Origin of the sequence: Brevundimonas sp. TWP1-3 (assembly GCF_049896085.1) — a bacterium.
GTDB lineage: Bacteria > Pseudomonadota > Alphaproteobacteria > Caulobacterales > Caulobacteraceae > Brevundimonas.
In genome coordinates this window covers 1317601-1340387 of record NZ_JAFCTP010000001.1, presented here as the reverse complement: position 1 = coordinate 1340387, position 22787 = coordinate 1317601, and the positions used below count along the sequence as shown (strand labels likewise).

Sequence of the window (22787 nt, the reverse complement as noted above, 5' to 3'; positions counted from 1 at the left end):
CATCTGACGCAGGCGCGTGCCAGCGTCCGCCCATGACCCAAGCCGCCCCCGTCTATCGCGTCCGTTCGCAGCAGGTCTGGGACCTGGCCCGCGACGACTATCTGGCGGGCGAGCCGGCGCGCGTCGTCTGCCGCCGCTACGACCTGGGCATCTCGGCCTTTCGCGTTCGCGCCCGCAAGGCGGGCTGGCGGCTACAGGATCAGGACGACCCCAATATGCATGATCCCGCCGTCGAGCTTGAGGACATCGAGGACATCGACCTGTCGGCCATGGCCCTGTCGGCGCGGCGTCGCCTGCAACTGTCGCTGATGGACGGCGAGGCGACCGAGGCCCTGCGCTGGCTCAAGATCTTCGAGACCTTGTCGTCCCTGGCGGCTGAAACGCCCGACGAAACCCAGAATGTGCACAGATTGCACCCTGATTTTTCGCGCCCCGCGTCCGATCTGGACGAAGTGCACACTTTGCACCCCGTTTTCAACGACGCCGGATCCGATCTGGACGAAGTGCACAGATTGCACCCTGTTTTGACGCCGCCCGCCCCTCAACCCCTGAACCGCGCCGAGCGCCGTCGCCTGCGTCGCGCCGGCCGCCTCAAGCCGCCCTCCGCATCCGGCGAAAGCCGTGCTAGCCAGGGGCCATGAACCCGTCCCTGCTCGCCATCCTCGTCGTCATCCTGGCCGGCGGCGCCACCGCCCTCCAGGCGCCGACCAACGCCAAGCTGGCCACGGCCGTCGCCTCGCCGGTCAACGCCGCCTTCATCTCCTTCGCCGTCGGCACGACGGTGCTGGGGATCGTGGCGGCCCTGATGCACACGCGGCCGGACTTCGCCGCCACGCGCGCCCTGCCCTGGTATGCCTGGCTGGGCGGGGTCTACGGCGCCTGTTTCGTGGTCGCCGCCGCCTGGGGCGTGCCGCGCCTGGGCGTGGCCATGACCATCACCCTGATGGTCGGCGGCCAGCTGCTGCTCAGCCTGATCCTCGACCATTTCGGCGCCCTGGGCGTGCCGCGCCAGCCGCTGAACATCGGCCGCATCGCCGGCGTGGGCCTGGTTCTGGCGGGCGTCCTTCTGGTTCGGCGGTCGTGAGCCTATATCCCCCCGGATGACCGAGGAGACGCTCGATTCGAACCTGACGGCCGCCGCCCTGATCGCCGACGAGGCGCGTCGGGCGCCCGACAAGCCGGGCGTCTACCGCATGTATGGCGAGGACGGGTCCTGCCTGTACGTCGGCAAGGCCAAGTCGCTGAAGAAGCGCATTGTCCAGTACGCCCAGGGCCGCTTCCACACCCAGCGCATCGGCCTGATGGTGGCCCAGACCCGGTCGATGGAACTGGTCGTCACCGCCTCCGAGACCGAGGCCCTGCTGCTGGAATCCAACTTCATCAAGAAGCTGAAGCCGCGCTTCAACGTCCTGCTGCGTGACGACAAGTCCTTCGCCGAGCTGATGATCCGCAGCGACCACCGCGCCCCCCAGGTCAGGAAACATCGCGGCGCCCATGTCACCCCCGGCCACTATTTCGGCCCCTTCGCCTCGACCTGGGCGGTCAACCGCACGCTGAACACGCTGCAGAAGGCCTTCCTGCTGCGCTCCTGTTCCGACAGCGTCTACGAGACCCGCACCCGTCCCTGCATGCTGCACCAGATCAAGCGCTGCTCGGCCCCCTGCACCGGCCTGATCTCGCTTGAGGACTACGGCGAACTGGTCACCGAGGCCGAACAGTTCCTGCGCGGCAAGTCGCGCGCCGTCATCGGCCGCCTGTCGCAGGAGATGCAGGCGGCGTCGGACGAGATGGACTTCGAACAGGCCGCCCGCGTCCGCGACCGCATTCGCGCCCTTTCGGCCATCTCGATGGAAAACTCCGTCAGCGCCGACAGCGTGGCCGAGGGCGACGTCTTCGCCCTACATTCCGACGGCGGCCAGGCCTGCGTCCAGGTCTTCTTCTATCGCGCCGGCCAGAACTGGGGCGGCCGCGCCTACTTCCCCCGCGTGGACAAGACCGACACGGACCCGGAGATCCTGGCCGCCTTCCTGGGTCAGTTCTACGAGGACAAGCCGATCCCTCGCCTGATCCTGTCCAACGTCCGCCCGCACGAGCTGGAGCTGCTGGAAGAGGCCTTCTCGATGAAGGCGGACCGCAAGATCGAGATCGTCCGCCCCCAGCGCGGCGAGAAGCTGGCCCTGGTCGACCACGCCCTGACCAACGCCCGCGAGGCCCTGGGCCGCCGCCTGGCCGAAAGCTCGGCCCAAGGGAAAATCCTGGACGAGGTCTGCGAGGCCTTCGGCCTGGAGACCCGGCCCGAACGGATCGAGATCTACGACAATGCTCATATCCAGGGCACCAATGCAGTCGGCGGCATGGTCGTGGCCGGCCCCGACGGCTTCCAGAAGTCCCAGTATCGCAAGTTCAACATCCGGGGCGAGGACCTGACGCCCGGCGACGACTACGGCATGATGCGCGAGGTGATGCGCCGCCGCTTCGCCCGTCTGGTCAAGGACGAGGAAGAGGGCGAGGACGCCGTCCGCCCCGACCTGCTGCTGATCGACGGCGGCGCGGGCCAGTTGGCCGAAGTGCTGGCGGTCCTGGCCGATCTGGGCCTGGACGACATCGCCGTGGTCGGGGTCGCCAAGGGGCCGGACCGCGATGCGGGCATGGAAAAGTTCTTCATGCCTGGCAAACCGCCCTTCATGCTGCCGCTGAAGTCGCCGGCCCTCTACTACCTGCAACGTCTGCGCGACGAGGCCCACCGTTTCGCCAACGGCGCCCACGCCAAGCGCCGCTCGATGGACATCAAGAAGAATCCCCTCGACGAGATCGAAGGCGTCGGCCCCGGCCGAAAGAAGGCCCTGCTCCACGCCTTCGGCTCCGCCAAGGGCGTCGGTCGGGCGTCGGTCAGCGACCTGGTCAAGGTGGACGGCATCAACCAGCCCCTGGCCGAACGCATCCACGCCTTCTTCAGGAAGAGCTGACCCTCAGTCGATCGTCTGACGCAAGTCCGGATCGTCGCGCAGACCGTTTTCGGCCTTCAGCCTAGCGACCCGGCCGGGATCGATCTCCGCGGCCTTTCGCCCCCCGGCCGCACGGATGGCGGCGGCCATGGCGTGGCGATTGCGCTGCTCGGCCTCGTCCAGCGGCGATGCGCCGTTCACGTAAATCGCATTGATGTCGCCTACGCCCAAGGCGATCAGGGCGGCCACCGTGCGTGGGTCCCTACAGGTCGCGGCGATACTCCAGAAGACGGGTGCAGGCGCGTCGTCAAACGCATCGACGCCATTCCAGTCCAACCCGCCCTCGGCCAGGAAACGCGCCGTAGTCGGACGGCACTGGCCGTTGAAGCCCGACCAGGCCATCACCACGCTTCCCGGTCGCTCCGCCTCCGAGAAACGGTAACCCAGAGCCACCCAGTCCGCGATCACATCGTCCCAACCGGCGGAGACGGCGTGACGCATCGGCGCGTCCAGACCCCGCGGCCCATCCGCCGCCAGGATCGCAGGGGCCGCGACCTTAAGCAGAGCGTCCAACCGTTCCGTGGGTCGGGTCGGCAGGGCCCCCGTGTCCACCTCGCCCGGGTAGTAGCTCATGTCCGCCGTATCCGCCCGTTCCATCGGAAAGACGATCAGCTTGCCGAGATGCTTCACCGGCCGACGGGTCAGCGCCGCCAGCATGACGGCCTCCTGACGGTCAATGGCGGTCGAGATCGGCGCGGCCCAACTCACGCCCCGCAGCGCCTCGTCATGCCCCGGTTCAGCCGCCCAGCGTTCCACCTCGTCTTTCAACGGTCCGCTATAGAAGCCGCCCGCCCGCACGCTGCTGCGCGGCTCCATCGGGCCGGTGTTGGGGTTGGCGTCCATCAGTATGGGCAGCCCGGCCTCGACCAGGGCGCCGACGAAGGCGGAATCCCCGGTCGCGAAGGCGACGGCCGCCAGTCCCCCCTTCTGACGCTCCTCCAGATCGGCGGCGCGCATGATCTCGACAGCCGCTTCTACGTCACGGGCTTGGGCAGCGGCGACGAACCGCTCCCGCACAGCCTGGGCGTCCCGCACACAGGCGAACAGACCAGCCACGTCTCCCGCACCGGCCATCACACGACATGTCGTCAGACGGTCGGACGACAGCAGGTTCAGGTCCGCACCGCGATCCATCAGGAAGGTCAGGGCGTCCCACTTGCGGGCCTGCGCCGCCGTGGCCCATAGTTCCGCCTCAGCCAGGGTTCGAGCCGATGTCCGGAAACTATCCGGCTGCGCCTGGGCAAGTAATGTCCAAGCGCCGACCTTCACATAACCGGCGATCATTTGGTCCGGCATCAGATGAGGCTCTCGCCCTTGAACCGGCAGAACGCCGATGCGCTCGACCGTTTCCAGATCGCCAGCCGCCAGCGCCTCGCGCAGAACCATAGCGCCTTCGTAGCCGAGGTCGCCTCCACGTTTTCGAAAGTCCTCCAGCAGGCTCCACTGTCGGTTGAGGATCAGCAGACCTTGCCAGGTGCAGCCGCGATTTTCCTCCGGCGGCGGTCCCCACAGCTCGAACTTGCAACTATGGGTGTCCGACGTCGGATGGCCGGCCGCCGCGACGATCCGCGCCGCCAGCGCCTGCCGCCCGTTCGCCATGGCGTGCGCGGCCAGCGGCGTCTCATACTCACGTACCGTCACGTCTTGGGTTCGAGCCAGCAGCCAGTCGGCGATGGCTTCGTCGCCGTTGTAGACCGCCCACGCCAGCGGGCTGCGTTCGAATCGGTCCCGCACGGCGTAGTCTGTGCGCCCCGCCGCTTCCAGAGCTTCCAGCGTCTCCAGTCGCCGGCTGCGCGCTGCCGCTGCATAGTCGACGATCTGTCCGCTATAGGCTTCGGCGCGGCGGCGCCCCTTCACCGCGCAAATGTCCTTGTCCGCATAAGCCGGCGATTCGACCAGGGCGCGGTTGTAGCCTTCGATGAAGCGCGTGGCGGCTTCCGTATGTCGCAGCTCCGCCTCGGTCATGTAGTCGTCGTAGGCCAGCCACTTGCCCACCTGCTCCCGCCCCACAGCGTTGCGGCAATCAAGGCCCGGCAGATCCCAGGACCCGCCACCAGGACCGAAAGCTTGCACCGCCGCCGGTCGAAAGTCTCCGGCCGCAACCGCCGCTCGTGCTTCATCCGCCGGGTCGCGGCGCGACAGTCTGCGCGTCTTTTCCTCCAACGCTGCGCATAAGGCGTCGCCAGCCTCACACCGCATCACGATCATGCCGCCCAGGCGTGAAAGCGGCGAATCTTGCGCCTCGCTCGCGGCGGCGACCGCCGCGAGAGCCGTCCCGATCAAGACCCGCATCAATCCCCGCATGAAATCCCCCCTTCTGCCGACAATCAGTCATGGTCATGCCTGTGGCATGCAGACCGCCGAGAGTTGTGTGGCGCCGATAGACGAAACGGACGACACAAAAGCCGTGATGATCGCACCTTTCTTGCCTCTCCAACGCCCGCTAGAGGTAGCGCCATGACCAGCCACGAAGACGAACTGACCGCCGGCTACCGCCGCTTCCGGGCCGAGCATTGGCCGACGGCCCATGCCGAATATGAGGCCCTGGCGACGAAGGGCCAGAAGCCGCACACCCTGATCGTGGCCTGCTCGGACAGCCGCGCCGATCCGGCCCTGATCTTCGACGCCAAGCCGGGCGAGCTGTTCGTCGTGCGCAACGTCGCCAATCTTGTTCCGCCCTACGAACCGGACGGCAAGCTGCACGGCGTTTCGGCGGCGCTGGAGTTCGGCGTCAAGGTGCTGGGCGTCAAGCGCATCGTCGTTATGGGCCATGCCCATTGCGGCGGGGTCAACGCCATGATCAACGGCGCGCCGGACATCGTCGCCGACTTCGTCGGCCCGTGGATCGCCCAGGGCACGCCCGTGGTCCAGCACGTCGCCGAGACCGTGGCCCATGACCAGCTGGAACGCGCGGCCGAGGAAGCCATCGTTCGCCTGTCGATCCGAAATCTGCGCACCTTCCCCTGGATCGCCGAGCGCGAAGCCAGAGGCGACCTGAAGCTCAGCGGCCTGCATTTCGGCATCTCCGAGGGCGCCCTGACCGTGATGACCGACAAGCCGCGGTTCGAGCCGTTGGCGTGACTTGCGAACCGTGTCACACCCGGCGCGTTGAACGGATATGACCATGACAGCCGCCCACCGCGCCAATCCCATCCCCAACATCTTGACCGGCCTGCGCCTTGTGGCCGGGGTGGTGATGTTCGCCATGATGGCCGGCGCGGCGCCGGGCGCGCTGGAGGCCTGGCTTTCGCCGGAAACCCAAGGTCGGTTCAGCGTCTGGGCCTTCTGGATCTTCGTCATCGCCGCATCGACCGACTGGGTCGACGGCTTCCTGGCCAGACGCTGGAACTCCACCACGCGCTGGGGCGCCATCCTCGACCCGATCGCCGACAAGGTTCTGGTGACAGGCGCCATCCTGGGCGTTCTGGCCTCGGGTTCGCTGCCGGGCATCGCCCTGCCCTGCGGCCTGATCCTGTTCCGTGAGTTCGCGGTTTCCGCCCTGCGCGAGACCATGGCCGGGCGGATCGAACTGCCGGTCACCTTAGCCGCAAAATGGAAGACCACAGTGCAGATGGTCGCTCTGGCCGCCCTTCAGCTGACCCTGCTGTGGAGCGCCCTGGGCCTGCAGAATCCTGACGGCTCGCCGTTGGCCTGGCAGCCGGCGTTCGAATCCTTCGCCATCTTCCTGATCTGGTTCGCCGCCATCATCACCCTGTGGACGGGCTGGCAGTATTTCAGCGAAGCCCGTCGCCAGATGAAGGACCTCTAGGGCCGCAGCGTCAGCCCGACCGGCGTGGCCTCGAAGGCCGAAAGCCGGCCCAGATAGCTCATGCCCAGCAGGGAATATTCGAGGCCCTGTTCGACGACCAGCGCCTCGACCTCGTCCACGCGCGCCCCGGCGACCGAGACTGATTTCAGCTGAACCGGGGCGGCGCTCACGACGCCCGAGGCGGTCTGGACGCGGCCGGTGAAATCCGCCGGTTCGGGATCGACGCCCAGCCGCAGGGCGTCCGCCCGCGTCAGGGCAACGACGCTGGCGCCGGTGTCCACCAGCACCCGCACCGCCCGCCCTTCGATCCTGGCCTGGGCCCAATAGTGACCGTCCGCGCCCTTGACCACCTGGGCGTCCGTGCCCGACGCGGGGGCGGTCGAAGCCGCGACCACGGGCGTCGCCGCCTGGGCGGCGCCGTCGCCGTCCAGATGTCGGATCGTCAGCGCCGTTCCGAACGAGGCCATGAGGGCGACGCCGAGCACGATGACGGACTGGAAATCGATACGAGCCATGTCGTCGGTCTAAGGCGCCAGCGTTTGGATGCCGTGAAACGACGTGGCTGACGAAAGCTTAAACCCCGAACCCCGCTAGCCCAGCTTGGCCGGATCGACCTGCGACCGCCGCGTCGGCAGGTCGGCCATGACCGCCTCGCGTTCGGCGTCGCTGAGCGCGCGCCAGCCGGCGATCTCCTTCAGGGTTCGAAAACAGCCCAGGCACAGGCCGCTCTCGCCATCGACGGCGCAGACCATGACGCAAGGCGTGGCGATCGCCTTGGGCGGTTCCGGCCTGCTCGGGATGGGGATGCTCATTGTGACACCGAAGCGAAATACACTCCGACTCCTGACGAATAAATTTGCAAATTCACCAAACTGTCTTATATTGCCCAATGACGCGAAACGACTGACGGTGGAATCCCATTGGTACGACGCGTCTCTTTTCATCGTTCTGCGAAAGGAGACGCCAAGATGAACGATAAGGAGCGTAACCTCCAACACGCCATGATGTCCTTCGCCCTTTGGGGCGGGATGCTGGTCAACAGTCGGCATATGCCGTCGAATTCGAGCCGGGTGGTCAGCCATCCGTCGAACTTCGTACCCTATACGATCAAGAAACGCTGACGGCCCTTTTCGGCCCAAGCCTGAAAAAGCCCCGGTCTCGACCGGGGCTTTTGCAATTGCGGACTTGCTGACGCGGCGTTCGCAGCCGATGACGGGCGCAAACAGGGAGACGACACATGGGCCTGATCGCCGAAGACCGCCAAGGTTCTATCCTGATCTGGACGCTGGACCGCGAGGCGCGTCTGAACGCCCTGCCCGACCTGACCGACGGGGACGAGGTTGCGGCGGCGTGCGAGCGGGTCAATGCCGAACCGTCGATCCGCTGCGTGGTCCTGACCGGCGCAGGGCGGGCCTTCTCGGCCGGCGGCGACCTGACCGCCATGCGGGACCGTCGCGACCTGTTCGAAGGGTCAGGCGCCGCCATCCGCGAACGCTATCGTCGGGTCGTGCACCGGATCGTCCGGTCGCTGTACGGGCTGGAGGCTCCGCTGATCGCCGCCGTCAACGGGCCGGCCATGGGGCTGGGCTGCGACATCGCCGGCCTGGCGGATATCCGCATCGCCTCGGATCGCGCCAGCTTCGGCGTGCCGTTCCTGAAGCTGGGCATCATCCCCGGCGACGGCGGGTCCTGGCTGCTGCCGCGCAATATCGGATACGCCCGCGCTGCCGAGATGCTGTTCACCGCCCGCTCGATCGACGCCGCGACGGCCGCAGAATGGGGGCTGGTCAATCGGGTGGTCGCCCATGACAGTCTGATGGACGAGGCCCTGACCACCGCCGCTCAGGTCGCGGCCCAGCCGCCCCAGGCGCTTCGCATGGCCAAGACCCTGTTGCGCCAGGGGCGCGACACGACCTTCGACCAGATGCTGGAGATGTCGGCGGCCATGCAGGCCCTGGCCCACCTGACCGAGGATCATCAGGAAGGCGTCGCCGCCGTGCTGGAAAAGCGGCCGGGCGTCTTCACCGGCCGCTGATCCACTCGCGTTCTACTGCGCGCGCATCGCCTGGTTGGGACCGACGCCGGTCGTGGCGACGCGCTTGGCGCCGGCGGTCTCGCCGGGCTTCATGAACTTGACCAGCACCCGCTGGCCGATCAGCAGGGGCGCGTCGCCGGCCGAGGCGACCACCTCCACCACCCGCTCGTCGGTGCGTTGCGAGGGATCGTCGGAGGCCAGCTTGCGGGCCCCGAACACCGCCGCGCGACGCATCACCGCGCCGATATAGACCTTGGTGGCGTCGCCCTCGGGGCTGATCTCGACAGCCTGGCCGTCGGTCAGGTTGGGCAGGTCGCTCTCGACCACCTCGGCGCGGACGATGCGCGGGGCGTCGGGCTCCAGGTCGAACATGTTCGAGACATTCAGGGTCGAGGCGCCGGCGCCGGGGTTGGCGTAACGCCGCACGATCCGGCCGTCGCTGGGCGCGCGGATGATCGTCAGTTCCTGATCATAACGCGCCTGGTTCAACTGGGCGCGGGCGGTCTGGACGGCGGCGGTCTGGGAGCCCAGGCGCGCCTGGGCGGTGGCGATCTGGTCTTCGGCCTGGTCCATCCGCTGGGCGGCGACGAAGTTGGTGGCGACCAGCCGTTGCAGACGATCGCGTTCGCGCTGGGCCGTGCGGATATCGACGCGGATCTGGGCCAGCTGGCTTTCGGCCTGGGACACGGCGGCCTGGGCGCTCTGGACGGCGAGGCGGGCCTCGTCGTCCTCCTGACGGGCCAGTATCTGGCCGGCGACGACGCGGTCGCCTTCCTGCACCAGAACGTCGCGCACGATGCCGCCGCGACGGGCCGCGATCTGGATGATGCCGCCCTCGACATCGACCTTGCCGTTGGCGATGGCCGCATAGGGGCTTTCGACCTTTGTCGCCGCCGCCTTCTCCTGCTCAACCTTCTTGGTCTTAGCGGCGGACTGGAACAGCATGAAGCCGACCACCAGCACGATCACCAGCAGCAGGCCGATCCAGGTGCGTTTTTTCTTCAGAAAGCCGGGCATTGGCGTGTCGTCCTAAGAGGAAATCGTCGTGTCGGTTAGTGGGACGCCAGGATGGCGTTCGGATCGGGAATGCGGCGCTGGTCGTCCAGGATCTTGCCGTCCTCGATATGGATGACCCGGTCAGCCCAGGCCTCCAGGCGCGGGTCGTGGGTCACGCAGATCACGGCGGCGCCGTGTTCGGTGGCGGCGCGACGCAGCAGCTTGATCACCACCTGGCCGTTCTCGCCGTCCAGGGCCGAGGTCGGTTCGTCGGCGAACAGGATCTTGGGATCCTTGGCCAGGGCGCGGGCGATGGCGACGCGCTGCTTCTCGCCGCCGGACAGGGCCGCCGGTCGCTGGTGCAGGCGATGGCCCAAGCCGACTTCTTCCAGCGCGGTCGTGGCGCGTTTCCTGGCCTGGCCGGAGGTCAACCCCTGGAACTTCAGCACGGTCTCGACCTGTTGCAGCGCCGTCAGGGCGGGGAACAGGTTGAAGCCCTGGAAGATGAAGCCGCAGTTATCCAGCCGGAACTTGTCGATCCGGCCCGAGGACAGTTTCCACAGGTCGTCCACGTCCAGCACGTCCACTCGACCCTCTTCGGGTTTCAGCAGGCCGGACAGGGCCGCGATCAGGGTGGACTTGCCCGAGCCGGACGGCCCCATGACCATGGTCAGGTCGCCGTGTCTGGCGTCGAAATCGACGCCCTTCAACACCTCGACCCAGGCTTTGCCGGATTTGAACCGCTTGACCAGGCTCTTGGCCTCGATGGCGAAGTCGCCGTGCTTGCCGTGAACCTTTGTATGCCCAGAACTCATGTCGGTCATCGCAGCAGGTCCGCCGGTTGGCTGTTCTTGAGGATGCCCAGGGACAGCAGGCCGGACACCATGGCGATGGCGATCAGGCCGATCCCCACGACGATCAGCAGCGACAGCGGCAGGGCGATGATCACCGCCCCCATCATCGCCAGCAACGACACCAGCCACGTCAGGACGATGGCCGCGATCACGCCCACGACGCCGACCCAGAAGCTGAGTTCGACCACGATCCGGCGCAGGGATCCCATGCTGACGCCCAGGGCCCGCAACGAGGCGAACTCCTTGATATTGGCCATAATGGCCCCGCGCAGGGTCTGCCAGGTGATGGCCACCCCGATGATGATGCCCAGCACGACGCAGCCGCCGATGATGATGACCAGGATGCCTTCCTCGAACATGGCGCCGGCGTTGGCGTCGGCCAGTTGCTGCTTGGTCCAGGCCTTCCACTGACCGTTGCCCATGGCGTTCAGCTGAGCCACCACGACCGGCGCACGTGCCGGATCGCGCAGCTTGACCATCAACGGCCCGACCCGCGCGCCGGTATCGGCTTGGCCCAGCATCCGCAGGGTGTCACGCGACATAACCACGCCCGGCTGCATCATGTTGGGATAGCCGCGCGTCACGCCGACGACGGTGACGGTCTGGCCATTATACAGAGCCTTGTCGCCCAGCTTGACGCCCAAGGTCGTCAGGGCCGTCTCGTCCACCGCGACGGTGTAGGGCTGACGCAGGGCATCGACCAGTTCCTGGGAATAGTCGGTCGGGATGGTCACCGAGCCGGGGCGGGTGTCGATGATGCTGGCCTGGACGAACTTCTGACGCGGCGCGCCCTGGTTGGCGTTGTCGGCCTGGCTCTTGGTCGGATCGACGCTCTTGATATTCTGGAAGGTGCCGCCCGCGCCGTCCAGCGGCATGACCTCGACCACCTCGGGGTGGTTGTAGGCCAGCGGGATGAAACGACGCGGCACGCCCGACGGTCCGCCGATCAGGCTCTTGGCGCCGGGTTGCATGATGAAGACGTCGGCGTTCGACCGTTCGATGGTAGCGGTGAACCCCTTGCCGATGCCGATGAAGACACCAGTCATCGCCAGGACCAGCAGGCCAGACAGGGCCAGGGCCATGACCGCCGCCATATAGCGGCGCCACTCGAACAGCAGCGTAGATAGCGCAAGCGACATGGTCGTCGATAAACCCCCGGTACGTCCGCCTATCTGAGCGTGAGCCGCCTCACCGCCAAGTTAAATCGGGGTAAGGGTTCCGTCTTGCAGACATTGCGGGTTCGAAATCAGGGGATTAAGGGCGGTGCAGCCTCTTGGCGCCGGCCCTCTATCGGCGTTAGTTACAACATAACAGATGGGACAGGCCGTCCCACGCTCCGGGAAACACGCTTCCATGTCCTTGCCCTCGCTTCGTCTCACCGCCTCGCTGATCGCCCTGGGCGCCGCGACCGCCGTCCTGTCGGCCCCCGCCACCTCCGCCCGCGCCGACGAGGGCATGTGGACCTTCGACAACTTCCCCATCGCGACGGTGAACGAGAAATACGGCACCAACATCGACCAGGCCTGGCTGGACCGGGTGCGCAACGCCGCCGTCCGTCTGCAGGGCTGCTCGGCCTCGCTGGTGTCGAACGAAGGCCTGGTGCTCACCAACCACCACTGCGTCGTTTCCTGCATCCAGGACCTGTCCACGGCCGAGAACGACTACGTCAAGAACGGCTGGATGCCGGCCACCCGCGAAGAAGAGAAGAAGTGCCCCGGTCAGACGGCCGAAATCCTGACCGATATCGTCGATGTCACCGACCGCGTCACGGGCGCCGGCGCCGGGCTTGAGGGCGCCGCCTTCGTCCAGGCCCGCGCCGCCGAGATTGACAAAATCCAGAAGGAGACCTGCGGCGACGACCAGAAGCTGACCTGCCAGGTCATCAGCTTCTACCGCGGCGGCCAGTACAAGCTCTACAAGTTCCGCAAGTATGACGACGTGCGCCTGGTCTTCGCGCCCGAGTTCCAGGCCGCCTTCTTCGGCGGCGACCCGGACAACTTCAACTTCCCCCGCTACGCCCTGGATGCCGGCTTCCTGCGCATCTACGAGGACGGCAAGCCGGTCGCCACGCCGAACCACCTGACCTGGAACGCCAATGCGCCCAAGGAAGGCGACGTCACCTTCGTCGCCGGCAACCCCGGCTCGACCCAGCGCCTGCTGACCATGGCCCAGCTGGAGGTTCTGCGTGACCAGCAGATGCCGCTGACCCTGATCCAGTCGTCGGAACTGCGCGGCCGCCTGCTCGAATATTCGACCACCGGCGAAGAGGCCAAGCGCGTCACCGTCGATCCGCTGTTCGGCCTGGAGAACAGCTTCAAGGTCTTCTACGGCCAGCAGGGCGCCCTGACCGACCCGGCCTTCATGGCCACCAAGCGTTCGGAAGAACAGGAACTGCGCCAGCGCGTCGCCGCCGACCCGGCCCTGGCCCAGCGCATCGGCGATCCCTGGGCCGATCTGGAGCGCGTCTCGACCGCCCAGCGCGACCTCTACCTGCCCTATCGCCAGCTGGAATCGGCGGCGGGCCAGCGCTCGTCGCTCTACAGCTACGCCAAGGCCATCGTCCGCGCGTCCAAGGAGCGCGCCAAGCCGGTCGCCGAACGCCGCGCCGGCTATTCGGACGCCGACATCGCCTCGCTGGGCCGCCGCCTGGCGACCGAGACGCCGATCTCGACCGATCTGGAGAAGATCTTCGTCGACTTCTGGCTGTCCAAGACCCGCGAATATCTGACCGTGGACAACGCCAATGTGAAGGCGCTGGACAAGGAAAGCCCGGAACAGGTCGCCGAGCGCCTGATCGACGGCACGCGCCTGGCCGATCCGGCCTTCCGCGCCCAGGCCCTGGCCATGACGCCGGAGCAGTTGGCCGCCTCGGGCGATCCGCTGATCGCCTTCGTCCTGGCCAATGACGACGCGGCCCAGGCCGTGCGCACCCAGTGGGAATCGGCCGTGTCCGGCCCGACCAGCCGCGCCGGCGAGAAGATCGCCCAGGCCCGGTTCGCGGTTTACGGCACCAACCTGTATCCCGACGCCACATTCAGCCTGCGCCTGTCTTATGGTCAGGTGAAGGGCTGGACCTATCGCGGCGTGACGGTGACGCCCTTCACCGAGATCGGCGGCCTGTACGAGCGCAACACCGGCGCCGAGCCGTTCAACGCCGCCGAGGACTGGATGGCGGCCGAGGACAAGGTCAACAAGTCGACCGTTTATGACTTCGTCTCGACCAACGACATCATCGGCGGCAACTCGGGCTCGCCCGTGATCAACGCCAAGGGCGAAGTCATCGGCGCGGCCTTCGACGGCAACATCCACTCGCTGGGCGGCAGCTTCGGCTACGATCCCGAACTGAACCGCACGGTGACGGTCTCGACCGCCGCCATCACCGAGGCCCTGCGCAACGTCTACAACCAGCCGCGCCTGCTGCGCGAACTGGGCGTGCGTCGCTAAAACCGACACATAATCTCCTCCCCGCTTTGCGGGGAGGAGGACCGCGGAGCGGTGGAGGGGCTCTTCACCACCGCACCGGCGCCTGTCATGTATCGCAGAGCCCCTCCGTCACGGCGCGAAGTCGCGCCGCGCCACCTCCCCATCCGCTGCGCGGATGGGGAGGAGACATAGGACCGTACCCATGCGTCTCGCCCTCCTCGCCTCCACCGCCGTCCTCGCTTTTGCCGCCACCTCGGCCAGCGCTGAGGAAGGCATGTGGACCTACGACAACTTCCCCATCGCTCGCGCCAACGCGACTTTGGGAACCGACATCGACCAGGCCTTCCTGGACCGTGTCCGCCTGTCATCGGTGAAGTTCGGCGGCTGTTCGGCGGGCGTGGTGTCGGGTCAGGGGCTGGTGATGACCAACAACCACTGCGTCGCCACCTGCGTCGCCAACCTGTCCACGCCCCAGGTCAACTACGCCGAGACCGGCTTCACGCCGAAGTCGCGCGAGGAAGAGCTGAAATGTCCCGGCGCCACCGCCGAAATCCTGACCGACATCAGCGACGTGACCGAGCGGATGCAGAAGGCCGGCGAGGGGCTTGAAGGCCAGGCCTTCACCCAGGCCCGCGACGCCGAGGCGGGCCGGATCGAAAGCGAAGCTTGCGGAAACGATCCCAAGATCCGCTGTCAGGTCGTCAGCCTGTACCGAGGCGGCCAGTTCAAACTCTACACCTACCGCAAATATTCCGACGTCCGTCTGGCCTGGGCGCCGGAAGACCGCGCCGCCACCTTCGGCGGCGACCTGGACAACTTCTCCTTCCCCCGCTTCGCCATCGATGCGGCCTTCATCCGCCTGTACGAGGACGGTAAGCCGGTCGAGACCCCGACCCATTTCGCCTGGAACCCGAACAAGCCGACGGAAGGCGAGGCCGTGTTCGTGTCCGGCAACCCCGGCTCGACCCAGCGCCTGCTGACGATGGACCAGCTGACCACCATCCGCGACGTAGTCCTGCCGCTGGACCAGCTTATTGCGTCAGAGCTGCGCGGCCGGCTGATCCGCTATTCGGAAGAGGGCGAGGAGCAGGCCTTCATCGCCATGGACCCCATCGTGGGCCTTGAGAACACCTACAAGCGCGGCCGCGGCCGGATGGCCGCCCTGATCGATCCGGCCTTCATGGCCCGCAAGGCCGAGCAGGAAACCGACTTCCGCGCCCGCGCCGCCTCATCCGGCGTCGATCCCTGGTCCACGCTCAGCACGGTCCAGCCTATCGCCCGCGAGCTCTATCCGTCCATGGCCCTGCTGGAAGGCGGAACCGGCCTGGGCACCACCTCGGTCGCGGGCGGGTCGCAGCTGTTCGCCTGGGCCCGCACCCTGGTGCGCGGCGCCCAGGAGCGGGCCAAGCCGTCCGACCAGCGCCTGCCCGAGTTCGCCGACAGCCGCCTGTCGGGCGTCGAATCCCGCCTGTTCGCCGAACGCCCCACCTATCCCGAGCTGGAGCAAATCCGGTTGGAATGGTGGCTGTCCAAGACCCGTGAATGGCTGACGGTCGACAATCCGTCCGTCCGCACCCTACTGGGCAAGGAAAGCCCCGAGACCCTGTCGGCCCGCGTCGTCGCCGGCACGACCCTGGCCGATCCGGCCGTGCGCCGCGCCCTGTGGACCGGGGGTCTCGCCGCCGTCCAGGCCTCGACCGATCCGATGATCCAATACGCCCTGGCCATAGACGCCGACGCCCGCGCCGTCCGCAACGCCTGGGAGACCCGCGTCCAGGCCCCGACCGACCGCGCCTCGGAACAGCTGGCCGCCGCCCGCTTCGCCGCCTATGGCGACGCCGTCTATCCCGACGCCACCGGCACCCTGCGCCTGACCTATGGCCAGGTCGAAGGCTCCGACGTTCCGGGCCAGCGGTTCGCCGCCTTCACCACCTTCGCCGGCCTGTGGGACCGCGCCACCGGCGCCGAGCCCTTCGCCGTCGCGCCCAAGCTGCTGGCGGCCAAGGACCGGATCGACCCGACCGCCGTCATGGACATGGCCGTCTCGACCGATACCATCGGCGGCTCGTCCGGCTCCCCGGCCATCAACGCCAGGGGCGAGATCATCGGCGCCAACTTCGACTCCACCGTCCTGACCCAGCGCAACGCCTATGGCTACGACCGCGCCGTCAACCGCAGCGTCATCGTCACCACCCAGGCCGTCACCGTGGCCCTGCGCGACGTCTATGGCATGGACCATCTGATCCAGGAGCTGGGCGTTTCCAGGTGAGCGAGATCGCCTTCCGCGCAGCGACGCCTGACGATGTCGCCGCGCTTCATCCCCTGATCGAACGCGCCTATCGCGGCGAGACGGCCAAGGCCGGCTGGACGCACGAGGCGGACCTGCTGTTCGACACCCGCACCAGCGCCGAGGAACTGGCGGGCCTGATCGTCGATCCAGAGCGGGTCATCCTGCTGGCGCATCGCGACGATGTGCTGATCGGCTGCGTCCAGGTCGCCCGCGTCGGCGACGACCGGGCCTATCTCGGCATGCTGACCGTCGAGCCGAGCCTGCAAGCCTCCGGCCTGGGCCGCCGCCTGCTGGCCGCCGCCGAGACCGAGGCCGTCGCCCGCTTCGCCGCCCGCCGCATGGAGATGACCGTCATCCACCGCCGCGCCGAACTGATCGCCTGGTACGAACGGCGCGGCTATGCCCCCACCGGCGAGACCCGCCCCTTCCCCGTCGCCCCGCCCCGGCCGGAGCTGGACTTCGTGGTTCTGGAGAAGGCGCTCTGACCTGATCCTTCTCCCGTTGGGAGAAGGTGGCCCGAAGGGCCGGATGAGGGTCGGGCGGTGGGCCAGGTCGCATCACCGGACCCTCACCCTTTCGCGCCAGAACGACGGCTGTCGCCGCCGTGCGCTCAAGCCCTCTCCCCACGGGAGAGGGAAGATTCTTCTATCCCCTTGCAAAACGGACACCATTGTCCATTTAAGCGCGTCACCATGTCGCGCCCTGCCCACAAACCTGTCCGCAAGGACGCCGTCCTTAATCGCGCCGCCGTGCTGGAGGCTGCACGCGCGGTCTTCGCGGACCAGGGTCTGGACGCGCCGCTGGAGCTGATCGCTGAAAAGGCCGGTGTCGGGCGCGGCACCCTCTATCGCCACTTCGCCGACCGCACAGAACTGGCTCTGGCCGTGCTGGAGGCCGATGTCGCGGACCTGGGTCGGCGCACCGCCGAACAGGGGGACGATCCGTCCGTCTTCTTCTGGTTTCTCGATCAGCTGGCCGAGGACATGATCCGCAACGCCGGCCTGGCGGGGGTCGTGCGGAACGTGCAGTCGCCGGATGCGCTTACCCCCTTGCGGCAGAGCTTGATGGAGGCGGGGGCCGCACCGCTGGCGCGGGCCCAGGCCGCCGGTCTGGTGCGAGAGGATCTGCGGCCGATGGACATCCGTCTGATCGCCACCCTGCTGGGCGCCGGCTTTCAGGGCGCCGACGCGGCCGAGCGTCAGGCCGTGTCGCTGCGCACACGGGCGATCATCCTCGACGGACTGAAGCCTCGCGGGGGTCCGCTCTGATGGCCCGCAACAACTGGCACCTGCCCTGGGAACAGTATGTCGAGACGCTGAAGCCGCACGAGCGGCCGATGATGCCCGGCTCGCCCGCCACCCCCGACCATTCCTGGCCGATGCGGATCCAGTACGCCCTGACCGGCCTGCTGGTCGCCATGGTCGGATCGCTGGGCAACGCCGCCGTCACCGCCAACATCCAGAACCTGCAAGGGTCGCTGGGGATCACCATCACCGAGGCCGCCTGGCTGCCGGTCGTCTTCGTCATGACCAACGCCTGCATGAACCTGATCTTGGTCAAGTTCCGTATGCAATATGGGCTGCGGCTGTTCACCCAGATCTTCCTGGGCGCCTTTGTGCTGGTGTGCGCGGCCCACCTGTTCGTCGACAACTATCAGTCGACCCTTTTGGTGCGGGCCATCGCCGGCATGGCGGGCGCGGGCCTCTCCAGCCTGGGCTTCCTCTACATCATCCAGGCCTTCCCGGCGGCGCACCGGCTGAAGGGGCTGATCATCGGCATCGGCCTGGCCAGTTTCGCCGTGCCGATCGCGCGCCTGATCATGCCCAGCCTGCTTCAGCTCGGCGACTGGCGCGCCTTCTACCTCTACGAACTGGGTATGTGCCTGATCTCCTGGGGCGCGGTGCAGGTGGTCAAGCTGCCGCCGTCCGAGCGGATGCGGGTGTTCGACCGTCTGGACTTCCTGACCTTCGCCCTGTTCGCGCCGGGTGTCGCCCTGCTGTGTGCCGCCCTGGGCCTGGGGCGGATCGTGTGGTGGACGCAGGCCCCCTGGATCGGCTGGGCCCTGATCGGGTCGATCGTCCTTCTGACCGCCGCCTTTCTGGTCGAGCACAACCGGAAAAATCCGCTGATCAACACCCGCTGGCTGACGGGGCCGGATCTGCTGCGCCTGTTCGGGGCCATCCTGCTGATCCGTATGGTGCTGACCGAACAGACCTCGGGCGCCGTGGGCTTTCTGACGGTCGTCGGCCTGGGGCCAGACCAGTTGCACGGCCTGTTCGTCGTCATCCTGCTGTCGATGATCGCCGGCACCCTGGTCAGCGCCTTCACCCTGAATATGGAGAAGCTGAACAAGCCGATCGCCATCGCTCTGGCCCTGATCGCGGTCGGCGCCTGGATGGACAGCCATTCGACCGTCCTGACCCGCCCGGCCCAACTCTATTTCAGCCAGGCCCTGATCGCCTTCGCCTCGGCCATGTTCATGGGCCCGGCCCTGATGATCGGCATCGCCAAGGTGCTGACCCAGGGCAAGCAGAACCTGATCAGCTTCATCGTCATGTTCAGCGTGCTTCAGAACGTGGGCGGCCTGGCCGGCGGCGCCCTGACCGGCACGTTGCAGATCATCCGCGAGAAATACCATTCCAACCAGTTGGCGGCCGGCATCTCGGCCCTCGATCCGCAGGTCGCGCTGCGCCTGCGCCAGCTGTCGGGCGCCTATGCGTCCACCATCACCGACCCTGCGTTGTTGAACGCCGAGGGCGCGGCCCTGCTGAGCCGACAGGTGACGCAACAGGCCAATGTGCTGGCCTACAACGACGTCTTTCTGGTCATCGCCGTAGTCGCCGCCCTGGGCTGCGCCTGGGTGACCGTCACCCATCTTCGCCCGCGCTGGAAGGCGCGCCGCGACGCCAAGACCAACACGACCGACGCTGCGACCCAGGCCGCCGCCGTCGCCGCTGCAGATTGAACCGAGACCCGCCATGACCGACGCCGCCCCGCCCGCCCCTGCACCTCAACCGGCCCCCGCCGCGCCGGCGCCGGCTCCTGCGCCGAAGAAGAATGTGCTGTGGGCCGTCATCGCCGCCGGGGTCGCCCTGCTGGGCGTGCTGATGGTGCTCTACGCCTGGCAGTTGCCGCCGTTCAAGGGCGCGGTCCAGCGCACCGACAACGCCTATGTGCGCGGCCAGGTGACCATCATCAGCCCGCAGGTGAACGGCTATGTGGTCCAGGTGCCGGTGCAGGACTTCCAGTCGGTGCAGCAGGGGCAACTGTTGGCCCAGGTGGACGACCGCATCTATCGCCAGCGGCTGGAGCAGGCTGAGGCCAGCCTGCATTCGGCCCAGGCCGCCCTGTCCAACTCGACCCAGACCCAGGCGTCCGCGCGCGGTTCGGTGGCCCAGCAGCGCGCTTCCATCGCCGCCGCCGAGGCGACGCTTACGCGGGCCCAGGCCGACGCCAACCGCGCCCGCACCCTGAAGGCCGGCGGCTGGGTGGCCCAGGCCAATGTCGACATCGCCGAGGCCGCCCTGCGCAGCGCCCAGGCCCAGGTCGCCCAGGCCCGCGCCGCCGAAGGCATCGCCGAGACCGGAGTCACTTCCGCCGTGGTCGGCCGCGACAGCCTGGCCGCCGCCGTGGAGAACGCCCAGGCCGCCGTGCGCCTGGCTCAGATCGACCTGGCCAACACCCGCATCGTCGCCCCGCGCCCCGGTCGCCTAGGCGAGATCGGCGTGCGCCAGGGCCAGTATGTCACCGCGGGAACCCAGCTGATGGGCCTGGTGCCCGACGTGATCTGGGTCACGGCCAACATGAAGGAAACGCAGATGAAGAACATCCGCGTCGGCCAGCCGGTCGAGATCACCGTGGACGCCCTGGGCGGTCAGACCCTGCGCGGCCACGTCGAACGCATCGCGCCCGCCGCCGGCAGCGAGTTCAGCGTCATCCGCCCCGACAACGCCACCGGCAACTTCACCAAGGTCGCCCAGCGCATCCCGGTGCGGATCCGCATCGATCCCGGCCAGGAAGGCATAGACCGGCTGTCGCCGGGGATGTCGGTGGTGGCGAAGGTGAATACGGCGGGTTAGGCGCCCGTTTCGGAACGCCCCGGTCGCCCTCGCGCTTCCTCTCCCATCAAGGGAGATCATCATGGACCGCGAACAGACCGAAGGCCGGGAGAAGAACGGCGCCGACCCCGCAGGCAAGCCCGACGCCCTGACCTCCGACAAGGATACGAAGAAGGTCGGTCAGGCCGAGCGCCAGAGCGCGGGACCGGATGGGCCGGACGCGACAGAGATCGGCGACACCTTTAAGAGAAAGCCCTGACGCCGCGTCTTGAGGCCCTGCGCGCCGACAGGCCGGCTAGAACCGAATGTTGGAATCTGGTGCGGGCGGCCGGGCTTGAACCGGCAAGGACTTTCGTCCGGCAGATTTTAAGTCTGCTGCGTCTACCAGTTTCGCCACGCCCGCGACCGGACCGGCTGTATAGCCAGCCTGTCCGTCGGGGCCAAGCGGGCTTAGCGAGCGGCGGGGGTCGCGGGCTTCATCGCCCGGAAATCCACGTCGGAGTCGGCGATCAGCCACAACAGGCCGGCCCAGGCGGCGACGTTCTGGTTCAGTTGCGCCGGGTCGATCTTGTCCAGGGTGTCGTTGGCGGTGTGGTGCAGGTCGAAATAGCGCGTGCCGTCCTGGGCCAGACCGAAGAAGGGCACGCCCAGCGGTCCCATCGGGCCGACATCGACGCCGCCATCGGTCTCGACCTCGTTCGAGGCCAGGACGCCGATGGGATAGAGGACACGCGTGGCGGCCTTCTGGAATTCAGACCCTTGCGCGCCGGCGGGGAGGCGCAGGGCGTAGACGCGGTCGGCGCCGAAATCGCTCTCGCCGGCGATGATGTGTTTGTCCAGGGCCGCACCCTGGCCGCGCGCATAGACCGCGCCGCCGTTGCCGGTCTGGGCGGTCGGTTGGGCCACTTCCTCGGACCCGTAGAAGATCACGCGCAGGGTGCGGGCCGGATGGCGGCCGCTGTCGGCTATGGCCTTGGCGGCGGCGACGGTGATGGCGCCCCCTGCTCCGTCGTCGATGGCGCCGGTGCCCAGGTCCCAGCTGTCCATGTGCGAGCCCAGAACGATGATCTCGTCCGGTCGCGTGGCGCCGGGCAGATCGCCGATCACGTTCTGGCTGGTGGTCCGATAGGTGCGGGCGGTCGAGGTCAGGCGCATCCGCACCGGCTGGCCCAGGGCGACCAGGCGGCTGACCTGATCGGCGTCGGGCGCGGCCAGGGCGAAGGCGGGGATGGTCGGCTTGCCGTCCACATAGCGGGTGGTGCCGGTGTGTGGCATCCGGTCTTCATCCGAACCGACCGACCGCATGACGAAGGCCGTTGCGCCCTTGGCCGCCGCTACGCCGGGGCCGGCGCCGCGCACGCGGGTCTGGGGACCATAACCGGAGCCGTCCTGCATGGCGTGCATCTGGCCCAGGTCGACATAGACGATCTTGCCCTGCACGGCGGCGTCAGGCGCGGCCTGAAGGTCTTCAAAGGTGGAGAAGCGGACAATCTCGGCCTCGACGCCATTGCGCGGCGTGGCCGGCGAATGGCCCAGGGCGGCGGCGACCAGAGCCTGGGCGTTGTCGCCGACGATGGCGGCAGAGCTTTCGCCCCGCTCCCATCCGACCAGCGGAAACTCCTCGATCCGCACGTTCTGGAAGCCGTTGGCGCGCAGATAGTCGGCGGCCCAGGCGGCGGCCTGCTGTTCCGAGCGCGAGCCGGCCGGGCGCGCGCCGAACCGCGTCGTCAGCTGGGTGACATAGTCCATGGCGATGTTGGAGCGCATCGCGGCGTCGCGCACGACGATGGCCTGGTCCACCGTCGCGGCGTCCTGAGCATTCGCGACAGGGGCGAAGGCGACGAGACCCAGAGCGACGGCGCTGGCGGTCAGCAGGCGGATGGACATGGGCAGGCTCCGGACTCAGGCAAGAGCCGGAACCTAGGTAGGTTCAGTCGTTCTGGAAATAGGGTTCGACAGGACCCTGCAGTTTGACAGTCAGGGCCTTGCCCTTGCGGTCCACGCGATTGCCCAGGGCCAGCCGCACCCAGCCCTCGGAGACGCAATATTCCTCGACATTGGTCTTTTCCTCGCCCTTGAAGCGAATGCCGACGCCGCGTTGCAGCACCTCGGCGTCGTGATGGGGGCTGGACGGATCGACCGAGAGGCGATCGGGAGGCGTGTCGGACATGGTCTTCGAGCGAGCTCAGGTTTTCGGCAAGGCGCGGTGATAGACGCGCGCGCGTCTCATGCCAATCCGAAACCGGGCGGCGGCGTGCTTATGGCAGCAGATGATAGTGCTGGGCCACGGCGACGATCATCACGGTTCCCACCGTCGGAACGGCGACAATGATGGCGCGACGCAGACGATGCGCGAC

At 67.6% G+C, this 22787-nt stretch carries 22 protein-coding genes and 1 tRNA gene; 14 read left to right on the top strand and 9 right to left on the bottom strand.

Features of this window, described 5'->3' with window-relative positions:
* Window positions 1-32: 32 nt before the first annotated feature.
* Genes ACP693_RS06765 through uvrC form a run of 3 tightly spaced genes read left to right on the top strand, consistent with a single transcriptional unit; the run spans window position 33 to window position 2966 of the window.
* Window positions 33-641, top strand: coding sequence for a hypothetical protein (locus ACP693_RS06765; RefSeq protein ID WP_426017971.1), 609 nt, complete (start codon window positions 33-35; stop codon window positions 639-641).
* Window positions 638-1084: a DMT family transporter gene (locus ACP693_RS06760; RefSeq protein ID WP_135193410.1), complete on the top strand. Its 447-nt coding sequence runs from the start codon at window positions 638-640 to the stop codon at window positions 1082-1084. The genes ACP693_RS06765 and ACP693_RS06760 overlap by 4 nt, the downstream gene beginning before the upstream one ends.
* A gap of 16 nt (window positions 1085-1100) precedes the next feature.
* Window positions 1101-2966 (top strand): excinuclease ABC subunit UvrC, encoded by a 1866-nt coding sequence (uvrC, locus tag ACP693_RS06755; RefSeq protein WP_426017973.1) that lies wholly within the window; start codon window positions 1101-1103, stop codon window positions 2964-2966.
* Window positions 2967-2969: 3 nt separating this feature from the next.
* Here the strand turns inward: uvrC and ACP693_RS06750 are convergent, their stop codons facing one another.
* The gene (locus ACP693_RS06750; RefSeq protein ID WP_426017974.1) at window positions 2970-5309 is read right to left on the bottom strand and encodes a hypothetical protein; all 2340 of its coding nucleotides are present in this window, start codon (window positions 5307-5309) and stop codon (window positions 2970-2972) included.
* Window positions 5310-5462: 153 nt separating this feature from the next.
* On the opposite strand from ACP693_RS06750, the gene ACP693_RS06745 reads away from it, so the two are divergent.
* Window positions 5463-6086, top strand: coding sequence for a carbonic anhydrase (locus ACP693_RS06745; RefSeq protein ID WP_426017976.1), 624 nt, complete (start codon window positions 5463-5465; stop codon window positions 6084-6086).
* A gap of 43 nt (window positions 6087-6129) precedes the next feature.
* On the top strand, window positions 6130-6774 hold the full coding sequence (gene pgsA / locus ACP693_RS06740) for a CDP-diacylglycerol--glycerol-3-phosphate 3-phosphatidyltransferase (protein ID WP_426017978.1): 645 nt from the start codon (window positions 6130-6132) through the stop codon (window positions 6772-6774).
* Here the strand turns inward: pgsA and ACP693_RS06735 are convergent.
* Both ACP693_RS06735 and ACP693_RS06730 read right to left on the bottom strand, forming a co-directional pair.
* Window positions 6771-7289 carry a retropepsin-like aspartic protease family protein gene (locus ACP693_RS06735; RefSeq protein ID WP_426017980.1) on the bottom strand — a complete coding sequence of 173 codons (519 nt, stop codon included), beginning with the start codon at window positions 7287-7289 and terminating at the stop codon, window positions 6771-6773. The genes pgsA and ACP693_RS06735 overlap by 4 nt on opposite strands.
* Window positions 7290-7364: 75 nt before the next feature.
* Window positions 7365-7586 (bottom strand): DUF1289 domain-containing protein, encoded by a 222-nt coding sequence (locus ACP693_RS06730; protein WP_426017981.1) that lies wholly within the window; start codon window positions 7584-7586, stop codon window positions 7365-7367.
* Window positions 7587-7742: 156 nt separating this feature from the next.
* Here ACP693_RS06730 and ACP693_RS06725 point away from each other — a divergent pair, with 156 nt between their 5' ends.
* Together ACP693_RS06725 and ACP693_RS06720 are read left to right on the top strand one after the other, a co-directional pair.
* A complete protein-coding gene (locus tag ACP693_RS06725; protein WP_167762455.1) occupies window positions 7743-7895 on the top strand; it encodes a hypothetical protein in 153 nt (50 codons plus the stop codon).
* A gap of 116 nt (window positions 7896-8011) precedes the next feature.
* The gene (locus ACP693_RS06720; RefSeq protein WP_426017982.1) at window positions 8012-8809 is read left to right on the top strand and encodes a crotonase/enoyl-CoA hydratase family protein; all 798 of its coding nucleotides are present in this window, start codon (window positions 8012-8014) and stop codon (window positions 8807-8809) included.
* Window positions 8810-8821: 12 nt separating this feature from the next.
* Here ACP693_RS06720 and ACP693_RS06715 read toward each other — a convergent pair whose 3' ends face one another.
* The 3 genes from ACP693_RS06715 to ACP693_RS06705 are packed head-to-tail and all read right to left on the bottom strand — an operon-like array spanning window position 8822 to window position 11798.
* A complete protein-coding gene (locus ACP693_RS06715; protein WP_135193421.1) occupies window positions 8822-9826 on the bottom strand; it encodes an HlyD family secretion protein in 1005 nt (334 codons plus the stop codon).
* Window positions 9827-9861: 35 nt separating this feature from the next.
* Window positions 9862-10620, bottom strand: coding sequence for an ABC transporter ATP-binding protein (locus ACP693_RS06710; protein WP_426017983.1), 759 nt, complete (start codon window positions 10618-10620; stop codon window positions 9862-9864).
* Window positions 10621-10625: 5 nt separating this feature from the next.
* Entirely contained in the window at window positions 10626-11798 is a 1173-nt protein-coding gene (locus tag ACP693_RS06705; protein ID WP_135193423.1) for an ABC transporter permease, read from the bottom strand.
* 214 nt (window positions 11799-12012) lie between these two features.
* On the opposite strand from ACP693_RS06705, the gene ACP693_RS06700 reads away from it, so the two are divergent.
* The 7 genes from ACP693_RS06700 (at window position 12013) to ACP693_RS06670 (ending at window position 20689) form a co-directional block, all read left to right on the top strand.
* Entirely contained in the window at window positions 12013-14103 is a 2091-nt protein-coding gene (locus ACP693_RS06700) for a S46 family peptidase (RefSeq protein ID WP_426017986.1), read from the top strand.
* A 181-nt stretch (window positions 14104-14284) separates the two neighbouring features.
* Window positions 14285-16351: a S46 family peptidase gene (locus tag ACP693_RS06695; protein ID WP_426017987.1), complete on the top strand. Its 2067-nt coding sequence runs from the start codon at window positions 14285-14287 to the stop codon at window positions 16349-16351.
* Window positions 16348-16857 carry a GNAT family N-acetyltransferase gene (locus ACP693_RS06690; protein WP_426017989.1) on the top strand — a complete coding sequence of 170 codons (510 nt, stop codon included), beginning with the start codon at window positions 16348-16350 and terminating at the stop codon, window positions 16855-16857. The genes ACP693_RS06695 and ACP693_RS06690 overlap by 4 nt, the downstream gene beginning before the upstream one ends.
* A gap of 207 nt (window positions 16858-17064) precedes the next feature.
* Window positions 17065-17640, top strand: a complete 576-nt coding sequence (locus ACP693_RS06685; RefSeq protein ID WP_426017991.1) for a TetR/AcrR family transcriptional regulator — start codon at window positions 17065-17067, stop codon at window positions 17638-17640.
* Window positions 17640-19337: an MFS transporter gene (locus tag ACP693_RS06680; RefSeq protein WP_426017993.1), complete on the top strand. Its 1698-nt coding sequence runs from the start codon at window positions 17640-17642 to the stop codon at window positions 19335-19337. The genes ACP693_RS06685 and ACP693_RS06680 overlap by 1 nt, the downstream gene beginning before the upstream one ends.
* A gap of 13 nt (window positions 19338-19350) precedes the next feature.
* A complete protein-coding gene (locus ACP693_RS06675; protein ID WP_426017994.1) occupies window positions 19351-20451 on the top strand; it encodes an HlyD family secretion protein in 1101 nt (366 codons plus the stop codon).
* Between the two features lie 61 nt (window positions 20452-20512).
* Window positions 20513-20689, top strand: coding sequence for a hypothetical protein (locus ACP693_RS06670; protein ID WP_425982570.1), 177 nt, complete (start codon window positions 20513-20515; stop codon window positions 20687-20689).
* Between the two features lie 57 nt (window positions 20690-20746).
* Here the strand turns inward: ACP693_RS06670 and ACP693_RS06665 are convergent.
* The 3 genes from ACP693_RS06665 to ACP693_RS06655 form a co-directional block, all read right to left on the bottom strand.
* A tRNA-Leu gene (locus ACP693_RS06665) sits at window positions 20747-20833 on the bottom strand.
* A 47-nt stretch (window positions 20834-20880) separates the two neighbouring features.
* Window positions 20881-22317: a M20/M25/M40 family metallo-hydrolase gene (locus ACP693_RS06660; protein ID WP_426017996.1), complete on the bottom strand. Its 1437-nt coding sequence runs from the start codon at window positions 22315-22317 to the stop codon at window positions 20881-20883.
* A gap of 43 nt (window positions 22318-22360) precedes the next feature.
* Window positions 22361-22600, bottom strand: a complete 240-nt coding sequence (locus ACP693_RS06655; protein WP_045810378.1) for a DUF3297 family protein — start codon at window positions 22598-22600, stop codon at window positions 22361-22363.
* Between the last annotated feature and the right edge of the window lie 187 nt (window positions 22601-22787).

What these genes read in the sequence shown, in the direction of transcription:
- ACP693_RS06765 (WP_426017971.1), top strand. Translation starts at nt 33, where the DNA reads ATGACCCAAGCCGCCCCCGTCTATCGCGTCCGTTCGCAGCAGGTCTGG.
- ACP693_RS06760 (WP_135193410.1), top strand. Translation starts at nt 638, where the DNA reads ATGAACCCGTCCCTGCTCGCCATCCTCGTCGTCATCCTGGCCGGCGGC.
- uvrC (WP_426017973.1), top strand. Translation starts at nt 1,101, where the DNA reads ATGACCGAGGAGACGCTCGATTCGAACCTGACGGCCGCCGCCCTGATC.
- ACP693_RS06750 (WP_426017974.1), bottom strand. Translation starts at nt 5,309, where the DNA reads ATGCGGGGATTGATGCGGGTCTTGATCGGGACGGCTCTCGCGGCGGTC.
- ACP693_RS06745 (WP_426017976.1), top strand. Translation starts at nt 5,463, where the DNA reads ATGACCAGCCACGAAGACGAACTGACCGCCGGCTACCGCCGCTTCCGG.
- pgsA (WP_426017978.1), top strand. Translation starts at nt 6,130, where the DNA reads ATGACAGCCGCCCACCGCGCCAATCCCATCCCCAACATCTTGACCGGC.
- ACP693_RS06735 (WP_426017980.1), bottom strand. Translation starts at nt 7,289, where the DNA reads ATGGCTCGTATCGATTTCCAGTCCGTCATCGTGCTCGGCGTCGCCCTC.
- ACP693_RS06730 (WP_426017981.1), bottom strand. Translation starts at nt 7,586, where the DNA reads ATGAGCATCCCCATCCCGAGCAGGCCGGAACCGCCCAAGGCGATCGCC.
- ACP693_RS06725 (WP_167762455.1), top strand. Translation starts at nt 7,743, where the DNA reads ATGAACGATAAGGAGCGTAACCTCCAACACGCCATGATGTCCTTCGCC.
- ACP693_RS06720 (WP_426017982.1), top strand. Translation starts at nt 8,012, where the DNA reads ATGGGCCTGATCGCCGAAGACCGCCAAGGTTCTATCCTGATCTGGACG.
- ACP693_RS06715 (WP_135193421.1), bottom strand. Translation starts at nt 9,826, where the DNA reads ATGCCCGGCTTTCTGAAGAAAAAACGCACCTGGATCGGCCTGCTGCTG.
- ACP693_RS06710 (WP_426017983.1), bottom strand. Translation starts at nt 10,620, where the DNA reads ATGAGTTCTGGGCATACAAAGGTTCACGGCAAGCACGGCGACTTCGCC.
- ACP693_RS06705 (WP_135193423.1), bottom strand. Translation starts at nt 11,798, where the DNA reads ATGTCGCTTGCGCTATCTACGCTGCTGTTCGAGTGGCGCCGCTATATG.
- ACP693_RS06700 (WP_426017986.1), top strand. Translation starts at nt 12,013, where the DNA reads ATGTCCTTGCCCTCGCTTCGTCTCACCGCCTCGCTGATCGCCCTGGGC.
- ACP693_RS06695 (WP_426017987.1), top strand. Translation starts at nt 14,285, where the DNA reads ATGCGTCTCGCCCTCCTCGCCTCCACCGCCGTCCTCGCTTTTGCCGCC.
- ACP693_RS06685 (WP_426017991.1), top strand. Translation starts at nt 17,065, where the DNA reads ATGTCGCGCCCTGCCCACAAACCTGTCCGCAAGGACGCCGTCCTTAAT.
- ACP693_RS06680 (WP_426017993.1), top strand. Translation starts at nt 17,640, where the DNA reads ATGGCCCGCAACAACTGGCACCTGCCCTGGGAACAGTATGTCGAGACG.
- ACP693_RS06675 (WP_426017994.1), top strand. Translation starts at nt 19,351, where the DNA reads ATGACCGACGCCGCCCCGCCCGCCCCTGCACCTCAACCGGCCCCCGCC.
- ACP693_RS06670 (WP_425982570.1), top strand. Translation starts at nt 20,513, where the DNA reads ATGGACCGCGAACAGACCGAAGGCCGGGAGAAGAACGGCGCCGACCCC.
- ACP693_RS06660 (WP_426017996.1), bottom strand. Translation starts at nt 22,317, where the DNA reads ATGTCCATCCGCCTGCTGACCGCCAGCGCCGTCGCTCTGGGTCTCGTC.
- ACP693_RS06655 (WP_045810378.1), bottom strand. Translation starts at nt 22,600, where the DNA reads ATGTCCGACACGCCTCCCGATCGCCTCTCGGTCGATCCGTCCAGCCCC.